15 protein-coding genes are annotated in these 14,646 nt (G+C 70.1%); 8 read left to right on the top strand and 7 right to left on the bottom strand.

Annotated features, from left to right (window positions below; translation table 11 throughout):
* Window positions 1-21 precede the first annotated feature (21 nt).
* Complete coding sequence (locus tag AB0F17_RS55620; protein WP_358042015.1) at window positions 22-1,320, bottom strand: sensor histidine kinase; 1,299 nt, start codon at window positions 1,318-1,320, stop codon at window positions 22-24.
* 169 nt (window positions 1,321-1,489) lie between these two features.
* On the opposite strand from AB0F17_RS55620, the gene AB0F17_RS55615 reads away from it, so the two are divergent.
* From AB0F17_RS55615 to AB0F17_RS55600, 4 genes are all read left to right on the top strand, one after another.
* Window positions 1,490-3,043 (top strand): ABC transporter permease subunit, encoded by a 1,554-nt coding sequence (locus AB0F17_RS55615; RefSeq protein ID WP_358042012.1) that lies wholly within the window; start codon window positions 1,490-1,492, stop codon window positions 3,041-3,043.
* Window positions 3,040-3,816 (top strand): ABC transporter permease, encoded by a 777-nt coding sequence (locus tag AB0F17_RS55610; protein WP_358042009.1) that lies wholly within the window; start codon window positions 3,040-3,042, stop codon window positions 3,814-3,816. Before AB0F17_RS55615 ends, AB0F17_RS55610 begins: the two co-directional genes overlap by 4 nt.
* A gap of 83 nt (window positions 3,817-3,899) precedes the next feature.
* Window positions 3,900-4,445 (top strand): dihydrofolate reductase family protein, encoded by a 546-nt coding sequence (locus tag AB0F17_RS55605; RefSeq protein ID WP_358042005.1) that lies wholly within the window; start codon window positions 3,900-3,902, stop codon window positions 4,443-4,445.
* A 1-nt stretch (window position 4,446) separates the two neighbouring features.
* Window positions 4,447-4,845: a hypothetical protein gene (locus AB0F17_RS55600; RefSeq protein WP_358042003.1), complete on the top strand. Its 399-nt coding sequence runs from the start codon at window positions 4,447-4,449 to the stop codon at window positions 4,843-4,845.
* 67 nt (window positions 4,846-4,912) lie between these two features.
* Here the strand turns inward: AB0F17_RS55600 and AB0F17_RS55595 are convergent, their stop codons facing one another.
* The 3 genes from AB0F17_RS55595 to AB0F17_RS55585 form a co-directional block, all read right to left on the bottom strand.
* Window positions 4,913-6,715 (bottom strand): FtsX-like permease family protein, encoded by a 1,803-nt coding sequence (locus AB0F17_RS55595; RefSeq protein ID WP_358042000.1) that lies wholly within the window; start codon window positions 6,713-6,715, stop codon window positions 4,913-4,915.
* A 23-nt stretch (window positions 6,716-6,738) separates the two neighbouring features.
* The gene (locus tag AB0F17_RS55590; protein WP_358041997.1) at window positions 6,739-7,485 is read right to left on the bottom strand and encodes an ABC transporter ATP-binding protein; all 747 of its coding nucleotides are present in this window, start codon (window positions 7,483-7,485) and stop codon (window positions 6,739-6,741) included.
* A gap of 146 nt (window positions 7,486-7,631) precedes the next feature.
* Complete coding sequence (locus AB0F17_RS55585; protein ID WP_358041994.1) at window positions 7,632-8,984, bottom strand: S41 family peptidase; 1,353 nt, start codon at window positions 8,982-8,984, stop codon at window positions 7,632-7,634.
* 88 nt (window positions 8,985-9,072) lie between these two features.
* Here AB0F17_RS55585 and AB0F17_RS55580 point away from each other — a divergent pair, with 88 nt between their 5' ends.
* Both AB0F17_RS55580 and AB0F17_RS55575 read left to right on the top strand, forming a co-directional pair.
* Window positions 9,073-9,726, top strand: coding sequence for a response regulator transcription factor (locus AB0F17_RS55580; RefSeq protein WP_358041991.1), 654 nt, complete (start codon window positions 9,073-9,075; stop codon window positions 9,724-9,726).
* Window positions 9,723-10,838 (top strand): HAMP domain-containing sensor histidine kinase, encoded by a 1,116-nt coding sequence (locus AB0F17_RS55575; protein WP_358041988.1) that lies wholly within the window; start codon window positions 9,723-9,725, stop codon window positions 10,836-10,838. Before AB0F17_RS55580 ends, AB0F17_RS55575 begins: the two co-directional genes overlap by 4 nt.
* Before the next feature lie 37 nt (window positions 10,839-10,875).
* On the opposite strand, the gene AB0F17_RS55570 is transcribed toward AB0F17_RS55575, so the two are convergent.
* The 3 genes from AB0F17_RS55570 to AB0F17_RS55560 all read right to left on the bottom strand — a co-directional run bounded on the left by AB0F17_RS55570 (window position 10,876) and on the right by AB0F17_RS55560 (window position 12,830).
* Window positions 10,876-11,349 carry a PaaI family thioesterase gene (locus AB0F17_RS55570; RefSeq protein ID WP_358041985.1) on the bottom strand — a complete coding sequence of 158 codons (474 nt, stop codon included), beginning with the start codon at window positions 11,347-11,349 and terminating at the stop codon, window positions 10,876-10,878.
* A gap of 313 nt (window positions 11,350-11,662) precedes the next feature.
* Entirely contained in the window at window positions 11,663-12,085 is a 423-nt protein-coding gene (locus AB0F17_RS55565) for a tautomerase family protein (RefSeq protein ID WP_358041982.1), read from the bottom strand.
* A 43-nt stretch (window positions 12,086-12,128) separates the two neighbouring features.
* Window positions 12,129-12,830, bottom strand: a complete 702-nt coding sequence (locus AB0F17_RS55560; protein WP_358041980.1) for an SDR family oxidoreductase — start codon at window positions 12,828-12,830, stop codon at window positions 12,129-12,131.
* Window positions 12,831-12,898: 68 nt separating this feature from the next.
* On the opposite strand from AB0F17_RS55560, the gene AB0F17_RS55555 reads away from it, so the two are divergent.
* A complete protein-coding gene (locus AB0F17_RS55555) occupies window positions 12,899-13,492 on the top strand; it encodes a TetR/AcrR family transcriptional regulator (protein WP_358041977.1) in 594 nt (197 codons plus the stop codon).
* Between the two features lie 435 nt (window positions 13,493-13,927).
* The gene (locus tag AB0F17_RS55550; protein ID WP_358041974.1) at window positions 13,928-14,137 is read left to right on the top strand and encodes a hypothetical protein; all 210 of its coding nucleotides are present in this window, start codon (window positions 13,928-13,930) and stop codon (window positions 14,135-14,137) included.
* Window positions 14,138-14,646: the final 509 nt, after the last annotated feature.

Here is a 14,646-nt window from a genome sequence, read left to right as displayed (position 1 = left end):
CATCCGCCGGGGGTTGGGCACTCATCGGGCCATCTCCTCCTTTCCCGGCAGGCGGGCCTCGACGAGGAAGCCGCCGCCTTCGGCGGGGCCGGTGCGCAACGCGCCACCGACGGCCGCGGCGCGTTCGCGCATGCCGGACAGCCCGTGACCGCCGCCAGGCGTCACGGCGGGCAGCCCGGGTCCGTTGTCGCGGATGAGCAGCAGCAGGTCGTCGCCGGTGTAGTGGAGTTCCACGTCGACGGCGGCGCCGGGCGCGTGCCGCCGGGCGTTGGTGAGGGCCTCCTGGACGATGCGGTAGGCCGCGAGTTCGACGCCGGGGTCGAGCGTGACCGGCGGGCCGCGGAGGATGAGGCGCGTCCCCGTCCCCGATGCGTCCCGTGACTCGTCGAGCAGCTCGTTGAGCTCCCGCAGGCGCAGTCCCGGCTGGGGCCGCCGGACCGCCGGGTCCGCCTCCGCGTCCTCGCGCAGCACCCCGAGCAGCCGCCGCATCTCGGTCAGCGCCGCCCGCGCGGTGTCACCGATGGCGGACAGCCGCTCGGCGCCCGCGGGCGGCATGCCGGGAGTGGTCAGCCGGGCCGTCTCCGCCTGTACGGAGACCATGGAGATGTGGTGGGCGACGACATCGTGCAGCTCGCGGGCGATGCGGGCGCGTTCGCCGCGCGCCGTGTGCTCCATCAGGGTGTCGGCGATGGCCTGCCGGGCCGTGGTGTTGGCCAGGGCCTCGCTGCGTGCCCGCCGCGCCATTCCGGCCAGGGCCGCCGCCGGGGTCAGGCAGGCCAGCAGCAGGATGAGAATCCGCACCTCACTGCCTGCCGTAGAGGACATCGACGAGCCCACGACGGCACCGGCCAGGGCCGCCACCAGGTACGGCGCGGCGAGAACCAGCGCCAGCCGGTGCGAACCCGCGCGGCCGAGCCGGTATCCGGCGATCAGCTGCGCGCCCGCGCCCGCCACGGTCAGCGTCTGGAAGGCCACGAGTGACAGCCCCATCGTCGCGAAGACGGCCACCCCGGCCCCGGTCGGGTGCCCCCGCAAGAACGCGATCGGCAACGTGGTGGCCAGGCCGATCAGGGGGAGTATCACCAGGTACAGCGGGGCGGCGGCGCTGTCGGGCGGCGGCGTACTCGCGGCGTGCCCGATCGTCGCGCCCACCGGCGCGGTTTCGGAGAACCCGATCACCTGGGCCAGTCGCGGGCTTCGGGCCTGCGCGATCGACTCGGCCACCGCGAGCAGCGCCAGCAGCACGCCCACCACGACGGGCGCGTACGGGGCCGCGGCGATCCGCCGTCCCCTGTCCGCCCACCCGCCTGCTCGTTCCACGCAGGTCATTGTTCCGTTTGTGCGGTGTTCTGGCATCCCTCACGTGAGGGAGGGGAGTCCCTCGGGTCAGCGACGGTGAAGATGGCTCGGCGGCGTGACGACCGGTGACGGGCCGCTGCCTAGTGTGCGTTGCCATGCAAGCAACCATCGAGGTCGCCGGAGTCACGCGATGAGCACCATCACCCCATACCGCTCCGGCCTGCGGGCCGGGCGTGACGGGTTCGCGCAACTGCTGCGGGCCGAATGGAGCAAATTCCGGACGGTCCGCGGCTGGGTGATCACCATGGTGGTCGCCGCGCTGGTCACCGTACTGCTCGGGCTGCTCACCACAGCAGGCAGCCACACGTCGTGCGGCGGTGCGAGCGAGGTCTGTCCCACCCCTCCGCTGGGGCCGGACGGCGAAGCGGTGGACGACAGGTTCTACTTCGTCAACCGGCCGCTGACCGGCGACGGCAGCATCACCGTCCACATGACCTCCATGACCGGTCAGATCCGCGTGTCCGACCCCGACCCGCGAGTTCGCCCGCTCATGCCCGGTCTCGTGCCGTGGGCGAAAGCCGGGGTCATGATCAAGGAGAGCGCCCGGCAGGGAGCCCCGTACGCGGCGGTGATGGTCACCGGCAGTCACGGCGTGCGGATGCAGCACGACTTCACCCACGACACGGCCGGCGTCTCGGCGACGTTCCCGCGCTGGCTCCGCCTGACCCGCTCCGGCGACACCCTCACCGGCCACGAGTCGGCCGACGGCAAGCAGTGGACCAAGGTCGGCACCGCTCACCTGACCGGGCTGCCGGGCACGGTACGGGTCGGGCTCTTCGTCGCCTCGCCGAGCGATCTGACGGTGACGCCGGGCACTCTCGGCGGATCCTCCTCGACAGCGCGCTTCACCGAGGCCACCGCCGTCTTCGACCAGGTCAGCCTGCAAGGCAACGTACCCCGTAGCGCGTGGAGCCGCGACGACGTAGGACTCGTCCGAGAGGCCGACGGGTCGCCCCACCATCCGGGCGGACTCAAGGAGTCCGGCGGCACGTACACCGTGACCGGCGTCGGCGACATCGCACCGTCCACCGATGGCCAGCCCGTCGAGAACACCCTCTCCGGCATGCTCGCCGGACTGATCGTGGTGATCGTGGTGGCGGTCATGTTCATCACCGCCGAATACCGGCACGGCCTGATCCGCACCACGCTGCTCGCCAGCCCGCGACGCGGCCGGGTGCTGGCCGCCAAGGCCATCGTGATCGGTACGGTCACCTTCGTCGCCGGGCTGGTCGCCGCCGGCGTCACGGTCACCTTCGGAAAACGGATCCTGCGCGCCAACGGCAACTACGTTCTGCCGGTGAGTCCACTCACCGAGTTACGCGTCGTGGCCGGCACCGCGGCGCTGCTCGCCGTCGCCGCTGTCCTCGCCCTCGCTATGGGCGCGTTGTTCCGGCGCGGCGCCGTGGCGATCACCGCCGCGATCGGGGTGATCGTCCTGCCCCACGTCCTCGCGACCGCCTCGGTCCTGCCCCTGGGTATGGCTCAGTGGCTGGTGCGGCTCACCCCGGCCGCCGGTTTCGCCATCCAGCAGAGCGTCCCGGAGTACGTCCAGGTGCTCGGCGACTATTCGCCCTCGCGGGGCTACTACCCGCTGCCGCCGTGGGCCGGGCTGGCCGTCTTCTGCGGTTATGCGGCGCTCGCCCTCGGTGTGGCCGTGTTCCGGCTGCGGGGGAGGGACGCATGAGACGGGAACTCCACGCGGAGTGGACGAAGCTGCGTACCGTCGCGGGTCCCGCCTGGCTGCTGCTCGCCGTCATCGCACTGACCGCGGCTCTGAGCGCCGCGGCCGCCGCGAGCGCGTCCTGCCACTCGGCGGGATGCGATCAGGACATCACCAAGCTCAGCCTCATCGGGGTCCAGGCGGGTCAGGCGGTCGTCGCCATCCTGGCGGTGCTGGCGATCAGCGGCGAATACAGCACCGGCATGATCCGCACCACCCTCACCGCGATGCCGCGCCGGGTCACCGTCCTGGCCGCCAAGGCGAGCATCGTCACCGGGCTGACGCTGGCCGCGGCGGCCATCGCGGTGCTGGCGTCCGTGCTGGCCGGACGGCTCATCCTGCCCGGCAACGGCTTCACCGCCGCACACGGCTACGCGCCGCTGTCCCTGGCCGACGGACCCACCTTGCGTGCGGCGTGCGGCTCGGTGCTCTACCTCGGGCTGATCGCCCTGCTCAGCCTCGGTGTCGCGGTCATCGTACGGGACTCGGCAGCGGCCATCGGGGTCGTGTTCGGGCTGCTCTACGTTCTCTCGATCCTGTCCTTCATGATCTCCGACCCGGACTGGCAGCGGCTCCTCTGGCGGATCTCGCCGATGAGCGCCGGGCTCGCCATCCAGGCCACCACTCACTTGTCGAGCCTGCCCCTCAGCCCGTGGGCGGGGCTCGGCGTACTCGCCGCATGGGCCGCCGCCGCGCTCCTGGGCGGCGGGCTGGCGCTACGGCTCCGCGACACCTGACGCTCGGCCGACCATTGCGGGAGTCTTGACAATTATATTTTTCGGTGGAAGGCTGAGGGCACCTCAAAACAAGGAGCACAGCGATGAGAAAGATCGTGGCGGGCCTGTTCATCTCCCTGGACGGCGTCGTGGAGTCACCCGAGAAGTGGCACTTCCCCTACTTCAACGATGAGATGGGGCAGAGCGTCGGCTCGCAGATGGAACAGGCCGACGTCATGCTGCTCGGCCGGCGGACCTACGAGGAGTTCGCCGCCCACTGGCCGCACGAGGACCCGGCCACCAACCCGTTCGCCGACCGCATGAACAACACGCCCAAGTACGTCGTCACCACCACCCTCGACACCGCCGAGTGGCAGAACACCACGATCATCAAGGGCGACGTCGCGGCCCAGCTGACCGAGCTCAAGCGGCAGCCGGGCAAGGACATCGGCATGACCGGCAGCGCGACCCTGGCCAGGTCGCTGCTGGCCGACGGCCTGCTCGACGAGCTACGCCTGCTGGTCCACCCGATCGTGGTCGGCACCGGCAAGCGCCTGTTCGAGGAGGGCACCGGGCAGATCCCGCTCCAGCTCCTCGACTCCCAGACGTTCAGCACCGGCGTCCTCTCCCTCACCTACGGCAAGGCGTGACGTGGCCGCCAAGACCGTCGCCGACAAGCTGCTGGTCAAGCCGCAGACCGCCGTCTGGATCTCCGACGACGAGCACCGCTCACTCCTCGAGCCGCTGCCCGAGGGCGCGCGGCACATCGACGACCTGGGTGAGGCGGTTGTGGCGGTGCTGTTCGCCGCCGACGCCGCCGCGGCCCGGCAGCTCCTCGACAAGCACCGCGACCAGTTGACCCAGCCCGCGACCCTGTGGGTGGCCTACCCGAAGGGCAACAAGGCCGACATCAACCGCGACACGCTCTGGCCCATCGTCGCCGAGTACGGCCTGCGGCCGAACGGGCAGGTCGCGGTGGACGAGGTCTGGTCGGCGCTCCGCTTCCGCCCGCTCAAGGAAGGCGAGCCGCCCTTCACCAGCGGACGCTAGCCCGGAGGCGGCCTCGCCTGTACAGCGACGCCTGCCTTGATCATCCGCGAAATCGCGGGAGCGCGGCTCAGAGAGTCGCGGTCACAGGACGGCGGCCGCCGAGGTGGGCGGGAACGGCGCTGAGCGCCGCCACCGCCAGCGCGGTTGCCAGCACCAGGCCGATCAGCTGCCAGGGCACCGGAAGCGTGGCCTTGTCGCTGTCGCCGCCGGTGATCGCGTTGATGGCGGCGAACAACGCCCAGCCTCCCGGGAAGACACCCAGGACGGCGCCGACGAGCGCGGGCAGCACCTGCGCGACCGCCAAGGCGACGGTCATTTCCTGCGGGGTGGCGCCGAGGGCGCGTGCCAGCGCCGACGCATGCCGGTTGTCGAGCACCGTCGCCCAGGTGATGACGATGGCGTTGACCGCCGCCAGGGAGAGCAGAATGACCGTCCAGACCAGGAGTACGTGTCGCAGCGTCTCCACCTGATTCTCGTCATATCCGCCGGCGTCCGGCTGGATGCCGAGGAAGGCGTTGAGTACCAGCAGGACGTAGATTCCGCTGACCGTGACCGCGATGCTGACCACGGCCAGCACCACCCGTCGCGGCCGGCGGGCGGCGACCCGCAGAGCGAGCAGCAGCGGGACGGGCAGTCGCGCCGAGATCGCGATCAGCCAACCGGTGCGGCGAGGTGGGCGTGCCGCGTCGGCCAGCGCGCTGACGGTGCTGGAGCGGGCCGCGCGCACGGCCGGAACAGCGGTCGCCACCAGCGCGACGCCGAGTGCCACGGCGGTCACCAGAGCGATCGTGGACCAGGTCAACGACGCCGTCCCCGCGCTGCCGACGAGGCCGGCACTGGACTCGGTGAGCAATGGAGCGGTCAGCGCTCCGATCGTCAGCCCGGCCGCGGCCGCGACGACGGCCACGAGGAGATACTCCGCGAGCAGCACGGCGGCGACCAGGCTCGGGGTGCCGCCGACTGCTTTCAGGAGTCCGACGCGTCGGGTCTGGTCGGCCATCCGGCCGCCGACCAGCACCGAGAGGCTGGCCACGGCGAGCAGGCCGAGCAGCCAGGCGCCGATCAGCAGCAGGATCTGGGAGTCTCTGGCCAGCTCGGTGGCGTCTTCGAGGATGTTCTGCCAGGTCTGCATCGGCATGGCGCCGCCATGTTCGCCGCCGGTCCGGTCGACGAATGCCTGGGCTTCGTCCGGGTCGGCCAGCTTCAGGTTCATCACGTAGGAGTCTGGATCCGGGGTGAGGCTCCGCACATCCGCCTGGGTGAGCCAAACCAGTCCGGGATTGTGCAACAACCCCGGAGGCAGAGCCTTGTCGTCGGGAACGGCGCCGTTCATGCAACCAACGGCGACCATACATGACGAGCCCGGGTAGGGCGGCATGGCGGCGGTGACCGCGACGCCGACGACCTTGAACGACCTACCGCCCAGGGTGACCGAGCCACCGACGCCCACATCGAGCGAGTTGGCGAAGGCGGCCTCGAGCACCACGCCGCCGTCGCTGACCCAACCGCCCTGCGTCACCTCGGGCTGATCGACCGCCGCGACAGTGGCGTCGCGCCCTTCGACCTGCACGTCCGAGGTCCGGCCGGACGCCTCGAGCTTCCCCGCGATGACGGGGTACGGTCCGCTGTGCTCGGTGACGCCGGAGGCGGTGGCCAGTTTCCTGAGCTCCGCGAGGCCGGCCGCCTGGCCGGCGTTGGCGACCACGTCGGGTCCCTTGGTCGCCGCCCGGGTGCTCTCGTACGGGTCGCCGGCCGCGTCGCGCAGGACGAGCCCGAGCGTCAGCGTCGTGGTGGCGGCCAGGATGGCGATCAACAGAAGCACGGCCTCGCTGCGGCGCCGCCGGAGGTCTCGCAGGGCGAGACGGCTCACGAGGAGGATGCGGCCCATTCCGGTCAGTCCCCCAGCCCGACGAGCGCGCCGAACTGCCCGGTGGTGTCACCGGTCAGCCGGGTCTCGGCCACGAGCGCGCCGTCGCGCATCGAGAACCTCCGGTCCGCGGTGGCCGCGATCCGCGCGTCGTGGGTGACGATGACCAGCGTCTGACCGGACTCGTGCAGGTCCTTGAAGAGCTGGAGGACGTCCAGGGTGGCGGCGCTGTCCAGATTTCCGGTCGGTTCGTCGGCGAGGACGACCAGCGGCTCGTTGCTCAGCGCTCGGGCGACCGCGACCCGCTGCCGCTGGCCGCCGGAGAGCGCGGAGGGCAGGAAGCGCGACCGGCCGGCGAGCCCGAGCTGATCCAGCAGCTTCTCCGCGCGCCGCCTGGCGGCCCGCGGCGAGCGTCCGGCCAGCAGCGCGGACAGCTCGACGTTCTCCACGGCGGTGAGCTCCTCCATCAGGTGGAAGGACTGGAAGACGTAGCTGATGTCGGTCCGCCGCATCCTGGCCAGGGCCTTCTCGCTGATGTCGTCGATGCGCCGGCCGTTCAGCGACACCTCGCCGCCCGAGGACCGGTCCAGCCCGCCAAGCAGGTGCAGCAGCGTGGACTTACCGCAGCCACTGGGCCCCGTGATCGCCACCGTCTCTCCCGCGCTGACGTCGAGATCGACTCCGTCGACGGCGCGTACCAGCCCTTCCCCCTTGCCGTACTCCTTTCGTAACCCACGGGCGCTCAGTACGAGCGTGTCGGCGGCATTGCTCACGATCCACTCCTTCGATAGGTCCAGTTCTTCTCACATGCCGCGAGCCGGCGGAGGTCCGCCTGAAACGCCCCGATAACGGCGCCGACCCCGACCGGTCTGGCTTGGTCAAGGCGGCGAGACCGCTGCCGGCCGTTGCGGTAAGCGCGTCAAAGAAGCGTCAGCGCCTTGGCCACGCCCGGGTCGCGCCCGGTGGCCAGGTCGAGGGCGGTCATGGGGGCGTAGTGGTCGACCGGCACGCCGATCGTGTCGATGATTTCGCGGGCGGGCCCGAGGTGCCGGACCCTGGGCAGGAGCAGGACGCTGCCGTCGTCGAGGAGGTATCCCTCGCCGGGGCCGGAGACGGCCCCAGCGGTGCGGGTCCCGATGAGGGTGCCCAGGTCGTTGTCCTTGACCGCCGCGCTGAAGTCCTCGCAGGCCGAGGCGCATCCGCGGTCGGTGAGGACGACCAGGCGCGAGCCGAGCAGCGGAACGCTGTCGTCGGTCCGGTTGGGCACGCAGTCGCCCTTGAGCGGGCAGAAGTAGCTGGTGACCTTGCCGTGCGCGAAGGCGCCGAGCAGCCGCGTCACCTCGCGAGGCGACCCGCCGCCGTTGCCGCGCAGATCGAGGACCACCGCCTTCGGCTTACCCTGCAGCTTGGCGATGACCTGGCCGGCGGCGCCTTCGTAGAATCCGGGCAGGTGTACGTACGCGACGCCGTCGGCGAGCTTCTTCGACGTCACCGCCGGAGGTTGCCGCGTGATGGGGCCCTCTTTGAGCTCAACGGTGCGGGTCCGTCCCGTCGCGGGACGCTTGAGCGTGAGCCGTACCGTGCCGGAGGCGAGGGCGTCCAGGATGCTCTGATTCACGGTGTCCCCGATGAACGCCGGCACGCCGTTGACCTTGACGATGATGTCACCGGCTCTGATGTCGGCCTTGGCGGCGGGGCTGCCGGGCAGGACGCGGGTGATGAACAGCGGCGGCCGGGCCGCGGGGTCGAGCTCCGGTCCCTGCTGGGCCGACGCGCCCACGATGCCCGTTCCGGTTGGCCCGCCCTCCGGCGTCGGGGTCGGCCTTACCCAGCGGGCGTGGTTGTCGTGCAGTCCGGCGACCATGCCGGTGATCGCGGCGCGCAGGGCGGCGGGGTCGCCGGCGCCGAGGACTTTCGCGAAGGCGGCCCAGTCGGTGTCGCGGTTCCCGGTCAGGGCGGGCAGGCCCAGGTCGGCCCGGTCGGCGCCGCGCCGCATCAGGTTCTGGGTGTAGGCGGCGAAGGCGCTCTTCAGCAGTGCCTTCGCATCCATGACCGGGCCGCTGTAATAGTTGTCCAGCACGCAGAAGTACGCCTGCCGCAGCGTGTTCACCGATGTCGGCGGTGCCGATTCCGGCGGTGGCGCCATGCTGGCGGTGCAGCCCCCGCCTGGGGTGGTCGCCGGCTTCGGCTGGGGCGTCGGGGCCGATGCGAGCGCGGGCGCGGACATGGAGCAGGCCGCCACCAGGACGGCGGCGCAGAGGGCTTTGATCATGGCCGCCAGCGTGGCCTGAAGCGGGTTGCCGGGTCGTGAACGGATCCGTTAACGCCATTGTTACCCCGGTTCGGGTACGAACGTCGGCATGCGGATTCTGGTGGCCGAAGACGAACGCGACCTGGCCGATCTCGTGGCGGTGGGGTTGCGCCGCCATGCCATGGCCGTTGACGTGGTGTACGACGGGGCCGCCGCGGTGGAGCGGCTGGCGGTGCACGACTACGACGTTCTCGTGCTGGATCGGGACCTGCCCGAGATGCACGGCGACCTCGTGTGCCGTGAGCTGGTGGCGCGCGGGAGCCGTACGCGGATCCTGATGATGACGGCGGCGGCGTCGGTGCCGGAGCGAGTCGCGGGTCTCGGGATGGGGGCCGACGACTACCTGCCCAAACCGTTCGACTACGCCGAGCTGGTCGCACGGGTGCGGGCACTGGGGCGGCGCAGCCAGTCGCAGGTACCACCGGTGCTGATGCGGCACGGAATCGTGCTCGACGCTCACCGGCTGCAAGCCTCGCGGGACGGGCGGCACCTGCACCTGTCGCTCAAGGAGTTCGCCGTCCTTGAGGTGCTGATGAGGGCGGACGGCGCGGTCGTCAGCTCCGAACGGCTGCTTGAAGAGGCATGGGACGAGAACGCCGATCCGTTCACCACGGTGGTGCGGGTCCTGGTCAGCCGCCTACGGGCCAAGCTGGGCGACCCACCGTGCATTCAGACGATTCCCGGTGCGGGATACCTGCTGTGACGACGATCCGGGTACGGCTCACGCTGACCTACTCCGGACTGTTCCTGCTGACCTCGGTCGTGTTGCTGATCACGGTCAACCTCCTGCTGCGCCGGGCGCTGGACACGCGGATCGCCCGGCTGTCCGGGGCAGCGGTGGCGCCGACGGCGCCGACGCTGGGGATGCCGGTCCATCGGCCGCCGCTGCCGCAGCTGCCCGAGCTGGTGAACGAAGTGATCGGCTACCAGTGGCAGGTGACCGCGTTCACGGTCGGGATCCTGGCGCTGGTCTCGTTGGTCGTCGGATGGCTGGTCGCCGGGCGGATCCTGCGGCCCATCCACCGGATCACCGCCACCGCGCAGCGGCTGTCCCTGTCGACCCTGCACGAACGGATCGCGCTCGCCGGGCCGAAGGACGAGCTGAAGGAACTGGCCGACACCTTCGACGCGATGCTCGACCGGCTCGAACTCTCCGTCGCGGGGCAGCGGCGGTTCATCGCGAACGCGTCCCACGAGCTGCGGACCCCGCTGGCCGTCCAGCGGGCGGCGATCGAGATCGGGCTCCCCGAGGACGTCGGCGAGATCCGCGGCACGCTCCTGCTCCACAACCACCGCGCGGAGAAGCTCATCGACGCCTTGCTGGTCCTGGCCCAGGCGGAGCACGGCCTGGACAACAGGAGTCCGGTGGCCCTGGACCAGGTGGTACGGCTCGTCCTGGCGGAAAGAGGTTCGGACGGCGTCACCGTGACGGAGCGGGCGGAGCCGTTCGTCGTCGATGGGGACCCCGTCCTGCTGAACCGGCTCGTCACCAACCTCCTCGACAACGCGGTTCGCTACAACCATCCCGGCGGAACCGTTGAGGTAACGCTCTCCCGTGGAGTCTTGACGGTCCGCAACACCGGCCCGCACGTGCCTCAGGAGCGTTTCGGCGATCTCTTCGAGCCCTTCCGGCGGCTGCAGACGACCCGGGGACAGGGCGACGGGCTCGGGTTGTCGATCGTCGCGTCGATCGCGAAGGCTCATGGGGCCGACGTGCGAGCGAGCCCCAACCCGGGGGGCGGGTTGGAACTCGTCGTGGTTTTCGCGGGATCTGAGGATGCGCTGCCTGCCACGGACGACAAACGCCGGCGGTGAACTCCGGGACGTTGCGGGCCGCATGGGTGAACAGTTCTCAGCGCTGGATTTCCGGCTGTTCACCTCTTTCCTTGACGAACATCAGCGTCTGCTGGCCTGTCGCGACGAGCGACCGGTGCCCGTCCTGGACACCGAACACCTGCAGTTGGCACACGGACAGCGTTCGGCCGGATTTCAGGACCGTCCCCACGGCCTCGATGTGATCGCCCACGGCAGGCTCCAGAAGATTGATCTTGTACTCGACCGTGAGTACCGAAGTGTTCTCCGGGGACAGCGTGAGCGCCGCATAGCCGCCCGCGCTGTCTGCGATGGCGCTGGTGGCTCCCGCGTGGATGTAGCCGTGCTGCTGGGTGACTTCAGGCCGGCTGGGGAGCACGATGCGCACGCATCCTGATGCGATGTGAACTATGCGCGCACCGAGATGGCGCATCAGTCCCTGCCGTTCGAAACTGGCCCTGATGCGCGCCTGCACCTCGGGGCTCGCCTGCCGCTGTCGCGTCTGGTCTTCCATGGCCTCTCTCAATCCCGCGCGCTCCCGACCCCGGATCAACGCTTTTCGACTATTTGATCGTCCCTTATCCGACCGGCGACGACCGAGGCGCCCGCCATGGGGCTCGATGAGGTCGTCGATTCCTCTGCCGGGCTTCCTGAGGCGGAGGTCGTCACAGGTGCTTCCCGAGGTCGGCCACATCCAGCAGGGGCAGGCCCCAGCACAGGGCGGCGATCTCCAGGTCGGTCGGCGCTGCGGGCGAGCATGGCGAAACCGTCCGGTTGATCGCCGAGGGGCCCTCGATCTCGGGAGCGGCCTGATCGGTGCGGCGTGATCAGTAGGGCACGGGCCGGTTGTCCTGTGCCCAGAGCTGCTCCGCCTCCGAACCCGTCGGGGGCGGGCGCAACCCGTCGATCATCCACTGATCCCGCGGGGTCTCGTCGATGTGGAACTCGCAGTGCAGCCCGCGGTCGCCGGTATGCGCGGCCAGCAGGCGAGCCAGGGCCTCGCTCATCCGCTCGCGCAGGCCGGAATCCTCAGCATGGCGGGCGATGTGCTCGATCACGACGCGCACGGTGTCGTCCGAAGGTACTCCTCCGACCAGAAACGATGCCCGCGGGACCGCGTGGAAGAGCGTGACGACGTAGAACTTCGGCAGCCCGAAACGGGCGTAGAACTGCGTGACATCCTCGGCGAAGCCACGCTTCTGCTCCTCGGAATACGCGCCGACGGGATGATAGACCTGCCACAACGGCATCTGCCCTGCCTCCTTGATGTTTGACGGCTACGCGTCTGACGGCTCAACGCCCGATGGCCACGGTGAGCCCTCCTACCGGGCCGGACAGCGCCGCCTTCATCTGCCTGGTGACCTCGTCCACGAGCACCTCGTCGGCACCGCCTTCGATGCCGTCCAGCACCGCGATGGCGACCTCGGCGGGCGCTACCTTCGGGGCTGAGATCCCCGCCACCATGTCGGTGTCGGCGAAGCCGAGGTGCACGCCGACGACCTGGGTGCCCTGCGGGGCCAGTTCGACGCGCAGGGAGTTCGTGATCGACCACAGCGCGGCCTTCGAGGCACCGTAGGCCGCTGCGCCGGCACCCCAGGACAACACGGAGTGGATGTCGACCAGCGCCCCACCGCCGTTGGCCGCCAGGACGGGAGCGAAGGTCTGCGCCACTCGCAGCGCGCCGAACACGTTGGTGTCGAACGTGGCGACCACGTCGGCCATGTCCGCCTTCAGCAGCGGCGATGGGATGAGCACGCCAGCGTTGTTGATCACGATGGTCACCTCCCGGGCCTGGGCGGCGAGGGACGATACCGCGTCCTGATCGGTGACATCGAGGACAACGGGCAGGATTCGCGGATCACCGCTGGTAGCGGGTTTGCGCGCGGTCACGTAGACCTTCGCCGCACCGCGCTCCACCAGTGCCTCGGCGAACGCCTTGCCGAGACCGCGCTGGCCACCGGTCACCAGCGCCACGGAATTCTCGATCGCGACCATGGACGGACCTCCTTCTGAGTAAAATAGATTATTAGTATCATCTATACCGTGAGGGAAGTGTACCCACCATGCCCCGAGCATCCCGGGCCGAAGCCGAGCGGCACCGTGAGCAGGTGATCGAGGCCACGGCGAAGCTGCTGCGCGCGCACGGCGTCGACAGGGTGAGCGTTCCGCAGGCGATGGCCGCGGCGGGGCTGACCCACGGCGGCTTCTACCGCCACTTCAGCTCCAAGGACGACCTGATCGCCCAGGCCTGCTCGGCCGCGTTCGCCGAACGGGCCACCGCCCTGGACGACCTCACACAGCGCACCACCCCCGGCCGCGCCCGCACCGAATTCCTGGCGGGCTATGTGTCGGCCCTGCACCGCGACAACCCCGCCCTCGGCTGCCCCGGCCCGGCCCTCGCGGTGGACGCCGCCCGCGCCGAACCCGGCGACCCCCTGCGTCAGGCGTTCGCCACCGGCTTGCGCGGCATGGTCGACAGGATGCGGCAGTTCGACGACGGGAACGAGGAGGCGGTGCTCGTGGAGTTGTCCACCATCGTGGGAGCGTTGCTGTTGTCACGGGCCTGCGCCGACGACGACCTGTCCGACCGCATCCTCACCGCGGTCCGCGAACATCTCGTGGGTGACGCGAACGGGGAGACAAGCCCCGCCGAGTAACCCGGAGCTCCGCGCCCAGCGGCCGGGGCCGTCCTGTCGTGCCGATGCGGCCAGCGCTCGGCGCACCCGGCCATCACCAACGCCGTGGTCGAACGGCTCGCGGACGGGTTCGAGGCGGTGCGGCCCTCACCGGCGGCCGCCGAACGCGGCCTGCTGGAGGGCCCGTAGACCCACCGCGCCGGTGATGGCGTCGCGCGCCGGCGAGCACCGTCGTGGTCGACGAAAACCCGGGGCGCCAAGGCGAGCGCTGCGTCAAAGTAGGGGTGCTGGTAAGAATCGAGCCGCACGGCCTAAAGCCACGGTGCGTAACCGGGAGCTCCCGGCCAGCTTGACACAAAAGTCGATGCCCTCGCTGACGCAACGCGGAAGAGAACAGAGAACGCCGAGAAGGCCGTCGAGCAAGCCCTACGCCGCGCCCGCTCCGCCAGCGGACCGGTGACCATCGCCCGCATCGCCGCCGAGGCGGGCGTCTCCACCGACTTCATCTACAAGCAGGCGGCCACACGCGTAGCTCGCGACTATGGCACCCAGTTCGCCCTCCGTGGCCCCGTCGTCATCGTTGGCAAGAGCAGCCACGGAGACACCATCGTGGCCATCAGCCTTTCCACCGATCAGATCGACACCATCCGCCGCAGAATGGGATGATCGTAAGAATCGTGGCAGGAGCCCCAAACGAGGGGGATAGCAGCCCGCGCGAGGGGATGAGCACGGTTTGGTCCGGACTCATCCCGAACGTCCCGACCGGGACTCGCTTTCGGCGGGCATGACGATCATCTATCGCGATCTGCCGCGATGGTGCTGGTTGGGCTGTGTGACGCATTTCTTGCGTCACCCCGTTTAGGCTGCTTGGCGTGAACCAGCCCCCGTATCAGCAGTATCCGGCACCGATGCCCCCGCCGGGTAACGGTCCGCTCCGGAAGAGGCCGGGCCTGCTCGCTGTGATCATCTTGGCGGCTTGCCTCGGCGTGAGCCTCGTGGGCGTCGGCGGATATCTGGTCGTCCGCGCCGTGACCAAGCCCGTACACAACGGCGTGACCGCGGTCATCTTGCAGCCGACCGCCGAGGTGTGTCAGAGAAAATGCACCAAAGCGGGCCTTTAATACCCATCAAGCGCGGGAGGGGTTAAAGGGGATCCTGGCGTAGTTCTCGCCGGG

This window comes from Nonomuraea sp. NPDC026600, assembly GCF_040638335.1.
Classification (GTDB): Bacteria; Actinomycetota; Actinomycetes; order Streptosporangiales; family Streptosporangiaceae; genus Nonomuraea.
The sequence above is the reverse complement of the archived record's forward strand: the minus strand, read 5'-3'. Positions and strand labels throughout refer to the sequence as shown.

Bases quoted from the DNA above. Each gene is read 5' to 3' on its own strand.
- AB0F17_RS55610 (WP_358042009.1), top strand. From the start codon at position 3,040: ATGAGACGGGAACTCCACGCGGAGTGGACGAAGCTGCGTACCGTCGCG.
- AB0F17_RS55570 (WP_358041985.1), bottom strand. From the start codon at position 11,349: ATGGAAGACCAGACGCGACAGCGGCAGGCGAGCCCCGAGGTGCAGGCG.
- AB0F17_RS55560 (WP_358041980.1), bottom strand. From the start codon at position 12,830: ATGGTCGCGATCGAGAATTCCGTGGCGCTGGTGACCGGTGGCCAGCGC.
- AB0F17_RS55615 (WP_358042012.1), top strand. From the start codon at position 1,490: ATGAGCACCATCACCCCATACCGCTCCGGCCTGCGGGCCGGGCGTGAC.
- AB0F17_RS55565 (WP_358041982.1), bottom strand. From the start codon at position 12,085: ATGCCGTTGTGGCAGGTCTATCATCCCGTCGGCGCGTATTCCGAGGAG.
- AB0F17_RS55605 (WP_358042005.1), top strand. From the start codon at position 3,900: ATGAGAAAGATCGTGGCGGGCCTGTTCATCTCCCTGGACGGCGTCGTG.
- AB0F17_RS55585 (WP_358041994.1), bottom strand. From the start codon at position 8,984: ATGATCAAAGCCCTCTGCGCCGCCGTCCTGGTGGCGGCCTGCTCCATG.
- AB0F17_RS55555 (WP_358041977.1), top strand. From the start codon at position 12,899: ATGCCCCGAGCATCCCGGGCCGAAGCCGAGCGGCACCGTGAGCAGGTG.
- AB0F17_RS55580 (WP_358041991.1), top strand. From the start codon at position 9,073: ATGCGGATTCTGGTGGCCGAAGACGAACGCGACCTGGCCGATCTCGTG.